The 4,183-nt window shown below is 77.0% G+C and carries 5 protein-coding genes; 4 read left to right on the top strand and 1 reads right to left on the bottom strand.

What is annotated here, in order from left to right; all coding sequences use genetic code 11:
* Positions 1 to 100 precede the first annotated feature (100 nt).
* Entirely contained in the window at positions 101 to 616 is a 516-nt protein-coding gene (locus tag G9H71_RS21275; RefSeq protein WP_166284774.1) for a SigE family RNA polymerase sigma factor, read from the top strand.
* A complete protein-coding gene (locus G9H71_RS21270; protein WP_166284773.1) occupies positions 613 to 1,893 on the top strand; it encodes a TolB family protein in 1,281 nt (426 codons plus the stop codon). The genes G9H71_RS21275 and G9H71_RS21270 overlap by 4 nt, the downstream gene beginning before the upstream one ends.
* A 28-nt stretch (positions 1,894 to 1,921) precedes the next feature.
* Here G9H71_RS21270 and G9H71_RS21265 read toward each other — a convergent pair whose 3' ends face one another.
* Positions 1,922 to 2,941, bottom strand: a complete 1,020-nt coding sequence (locus tag G9H71_RS21265; RefSeq protein ID WP_166284772.1) for a hypothetical protein — start codon at positions 2,939 to 2,941, stop codon at positions 1,922 to 1,924.
* Between the two features lie 378 nt (positions 2,942 to 3,319).
* Between G9H71_RS21265 and G9H71_RS21260 the strand changes: the two genes are divergently transcribed.
* Both G9H71_RS21260 and G9H71_RS25370 read left to right on the top strand, forming a co-directional pair.
* Complete coding sequence (locus G9H71_RS21260) at positions 3,320 to 3,973, top strand: Crp/Fnr family transcriptional regulator (RefSeq protein ID WP_166284771.1); 654 nt, start codon at positions 3,320 to 3,322, stop codon at positions 3,971 to 3,973.
* 139 nt (positions 3,974 to 4,112) lie between these two features.
* A partial coding sequence (locus G9H71_RS25370; protein WP_331273178.1) for a phosphoribosylformylglycinamidine synthase subunit PurS occupies positions 4,113 to 4,183 on the top strand: 71 nt, incomplete at its 3' end.

Here is a 4,183-nt window from a genome sequence, read left to right as displayed (position 1 = left end):
CGCCCAGGGCCGTGCTCGCGGCCACGTCTGCCGGCCGGCTCCGAGCAACTGACGTCAACCTTCCGCGACCCCGGCGACGTCTTCCCGGGCGGAGGTGCACATGGCGCAGGACCACGCCGGCTTCGACGAGTTCGTCTCGGCCCGGGCCGGCTCGCTCTACCGCTCTGCCTACCTGCTCGCGGGCGACCCGCACGCCGCGCAGGACCTGGTGCAGACGGCACTGCTGAAGGTGCTGCCCAAGTGGGGCGACATCCGCAGCGAGCCCGAGGCCTACGTACGCCGGGTCATGTACAACGAGCACGTCAGCTGGTGGAGACGGCGCAGACACGTCCACGAGCACCTGTCGGGGGACGTGCCCGAGGCCCCCACCGTCGAGCCGGCCCCCGCCGAGGCCGCCGCGTCCCGCCTGGACCTGCAGAGTGCGCTGCGCCAGCTCACGGCGAAGCAGCGCGCGATCCTCGTCCTTCGCTACTACGAGGACCTGACCGAGGCGCAGACGGCGGAGGTCCTCGGCTGCGCCGTCGGCACCGTCAAGCGTCAGTCGCACGTGGCGCTGGCCCGGCTGCGCACTATCGCCCCCGGGCTCCAGCTCGACCCGACGGGAGCAAGCTCGTGACCGACACCGAGATCCGCACCGCGTTCGCCGACCTGGCGCAGAGCGCGCAGCCGCCTGCGACCGCGGCGTGGGGGCCGGCGCTGCGCACCCAGGCCCGCCGGCGGCGTACCCGTCACCGGCTGGCCGCCGTGTCCGCCGTCACCGCCGCCGCGGTCGCCGTCGTCGGAGGAGTCGCGGTCCAGGGCCGGGGCGACGACGGCGCCGCGCCCGCCACGTCTTCCACGCAGGCCCCCACCCCCGCACCGCCCGCCACGCCCGCCGTGCTGCCCGAGGCGCTGCCACCGGTCCCGGCCGAGCCCGCGCTGCTGGCGGACGCGCCCATCGAGGCGGCGTCGATGATGACCGGGTGGGTCCGGGACGGGAAGGCCTACACGCTGCTGCTCGGCGCGCAGGGCGAGGGCTACCGGCTGCTGCCGGGGTCCGCGCACATGCCCGACATGACCGAGACCGTCGACGACCGCTGCTGGGGCGGGCTCAGCCCCGACGGCCGGAAGATCGCCTGCGCCGACGGGGGAGACGCGGTCGAGGTCGTCGAGCTCGCGACCGGCTCGGTCTCGGAGGTCGCGGCGCCCGGAGTGCGGCGCTCCGCCGTGAGCTGGGCGCCGGACGGCGCGTCGTTCGCGTACCTCGAATGGCCCGACGTGCCGGAGGGCCAGCCCTATCCGCAGACCGGCTGGTCCCTGCACGTCGTGCCGCTCGCGGGGACGTCGCGCGAGTTCCCCACCGAGGGGATGGCGACGACGCTGGCCTGGTCGCCGGACGCCCGTTCGGTCGCGGTCCGCGGGGCTGGAGGCGCCGTGTCGCTGCTCGACCTGGCCGGCGGCGAATGGCGGACCGTCGTCGAAGGGCTGGAGCCGTCGGCGCCCCCGAGCGCCTGGCCGACGGTGTCGTTCTCGGACCAGTTCGCCTTCTCGCCCGACGGCCGCAGCCTGGTCGGCGGTGGGTACGCCGACAACGCGCCGGCGCTCGTCACGCAGCCGCTGGACGGGTCCCCCCTGACCGCCGTGCCCCTGCGTGGGGTGCCGAAGGGGGACACCGCGGAGATCGTCGGCTGGCGTGAAGGCCGCCCGGTCCTCGAGACGTTCGCCCTCAGCTCGGACCGCATCGCGTCGCTGCTCGAGGCCGACCCCGCCACCGGGCAGGTCACGCCCTTGGTCCGCGGGCGCAAGCAGGTCGGGCCGGGCATGGCCTTCCTCGGCAGCGGCAACGGCGACGGGGACTGGCGCTCCCGCTTGGCCGGGATGGCGCAGGGGCTACTGGCGACGGCGACCCGCTGACCTGGCGTGGCGGGGCACCCGGCGGGGGTCAGGGCCCGCCGGGTGTCGTCGCGGCGATCCCGAGCTGCCCGAGGCGCGTGGGGAGGGCGGGTACGGACGCGGCCGGCTCGCCGCGCAGGCGGGCCCGGGCGACGTCGACGATCGCGTCCAGCGTCGCCTCCGACGGCACGGCGCCGCCGGTGGGGGTGAGCGCCGACAGTGCGACGTAGGTCAGCACGTCCCCGGAGCGGACGAGCGTCCCCCAGGTGGTGCCGGCGGAGGGGACGTTCGCGGTGCGGCGCGCGACGGCGAACGCCTCTGCGTCGTCAGAGTGCTGGGCGCCCAGCTCCTGCCAGACCGTCCCGCCGCCGCAGGTCAGCGCCGTGCGCGCGGCGGCGAACGCGCCCTCGGCGCGGCCGGGGGCGTACCTCACCACGCTCTGCCGGACCGTCCACCGGACCTCGTCGCCGTCGGACCGGAGCACCTGCGCCCAGGCGGTCCGCTGCCCGCCGGGGTCGACCGGCCCGACGCCCGGGCCGAGCCGGACGGGTGCACCGACGGACGCGTCGGTGCGGGACCAGGTCGGGCCGAGGTCGGCTGCGGCCAGCAGCATGCTCTCGGCCAGCTCCCCGCCCGGAGCGTCGGGCCGCGACGCTGCGGAGGGGACGGCCGGGGACGGGCACGGCGTCGCGACGAACGCAGGGACGGCGTCCTCCGGGTCGCCGCGGCCGAGGGTCGCCGTCGCGGCCGCGAGCACGGCGAGCACCGCGGCCCCGCCGACCACGGCGCGCACGACGCGGCGGCGGGAGGCCTGGCGTACGCCCGAGGCGAGGTTAGGACCGGGCGCGGGCGCGCTGGACGCCACCGACGCGAGCGCGGCCGTGACGGGGAGCCCGACGTGCAGCTGCGCGAGGGACGCCGCCAGCTCCCGCTCCGCTCGAACCGCGACTCGCGTGAACTCGTCTTCGGAGAACTCCAGTGCGTCTGCCCCGGCCCAGCCGCCGACCTGGTGGAGCAGGGCGAGGGCTGCGTGCTCGGTCGGGGGCAGCGCGGCCAGCGCGCGGTCCACCGGGACCGCGTCCGAGGCCAGTGCCTCAGGCCGGCTGCGGAGGAAGCGCCGGACGAGGGCCTGCAGGACGAGCGGGTCGGGGTCCTCGTCGTCGCCGAGCTCGTCCCCCGGCGGTACGCGTCGGCGAGCGCCGCCCGGGCCAGCGGCTCCGCGCCCTCCGCCGGGGCGAGCAGCCGCGCGAGCCGGAGCAGCCGGGCTCCGCGCGCGGCGACGTACTCCTCCGGCGTCACCGCCCCATTGTCGCGCTCGCCACGCCGGGTGCGCCCCGCGCGAGGGGCCCCGGGCGCCGCTGCTGCCGGGATCGTCGCGGAGCGAGTGGCCTCCCGCGGATCGCGCCTCACTCTGGCGGTATCGCCCCGGCTGTGCTGGAGTCGCCCCATGGAGTGGCCGCTGCTGGCAAGCCTCGCCCCGCAGGAGCGCCGGGAGGTCCTGGCCGCTGCGCGCCCGCGGTCCTTCGCCCGGCGAGAGGTGCTCTTCCACGCGGGGGACCCGGGCGACACGCTGTTCCTGATCCGGTCCGGCCACGTGGCGGTCCGGGTGACCACGGAGTACGGCGACACCGTGACGCTCGCCGTGCTCGGCCCGGGGGAGACGGTGGGCGAGCTCGCGCTGCTGGGAGAGGTGGCCGAGCGCAGCGCGACCGTCATCGCGCTGGAGGCCACCGACGCGCTGACGCTGACCCGCGACCAGATCGCCGCGCTGCGGGCCACCCACCCGCGGGTCGAGCGGCTGCTGCTGGACGTGCTGACCGCCCAGGTGCGGCGGCTCACCGGGCACCTGGTCGAGGCGTTGTACGTCCCGGTCCGGCACCGCGTCGTGCGCCGCCTGCTGGCCCTGGCCGAGCAGTACGGCGACGGGGCCAGGCCGGTCACCCTGACGGTCACCCAGGACGACATCGCCGGCCTCGCCGGAGCGGCCCGGCCCACGGTCAACCAGGTGCTGCGGGCGCTCGAGTCCGACGGCGCCGTGTCCCTCAGCCGCGGCCGCATCGAGATCCTCGACCGCGCCCGGCTAGCCAAGCACCGCGGCTGACCCGCGAGCGGCCGGGAGCGCGCGGCCCCGGAGCCAGGGGCTAAAGGCGGAGGAACCGGACGGACCGGCGCGTGGGCCGGGCAGCGGGCGGACGCCGGTAGGCTGGGCCTCGCCGACCCCCACCCACGCAGGAGCGCTCGTGGCCCGCGTCGTCGTCGACGTCATGTTGAAGCCGGAGATTCTCGACCCGCAGGGCCAGGCCATCGCCGG

The sequence above is a fragment of the Motilibacter deserti genome (assembly GCF_011250635.1).
Lineage (GTDB): Bacteria > Actinomycetota > Actinomycetes > Motilibacterales > Motilibacteraceae > Motilibacter_A > Motilibacter_A deserti.
This window is presented reverse-complemented; position numbering and strand designations above follow the sequence as displayed.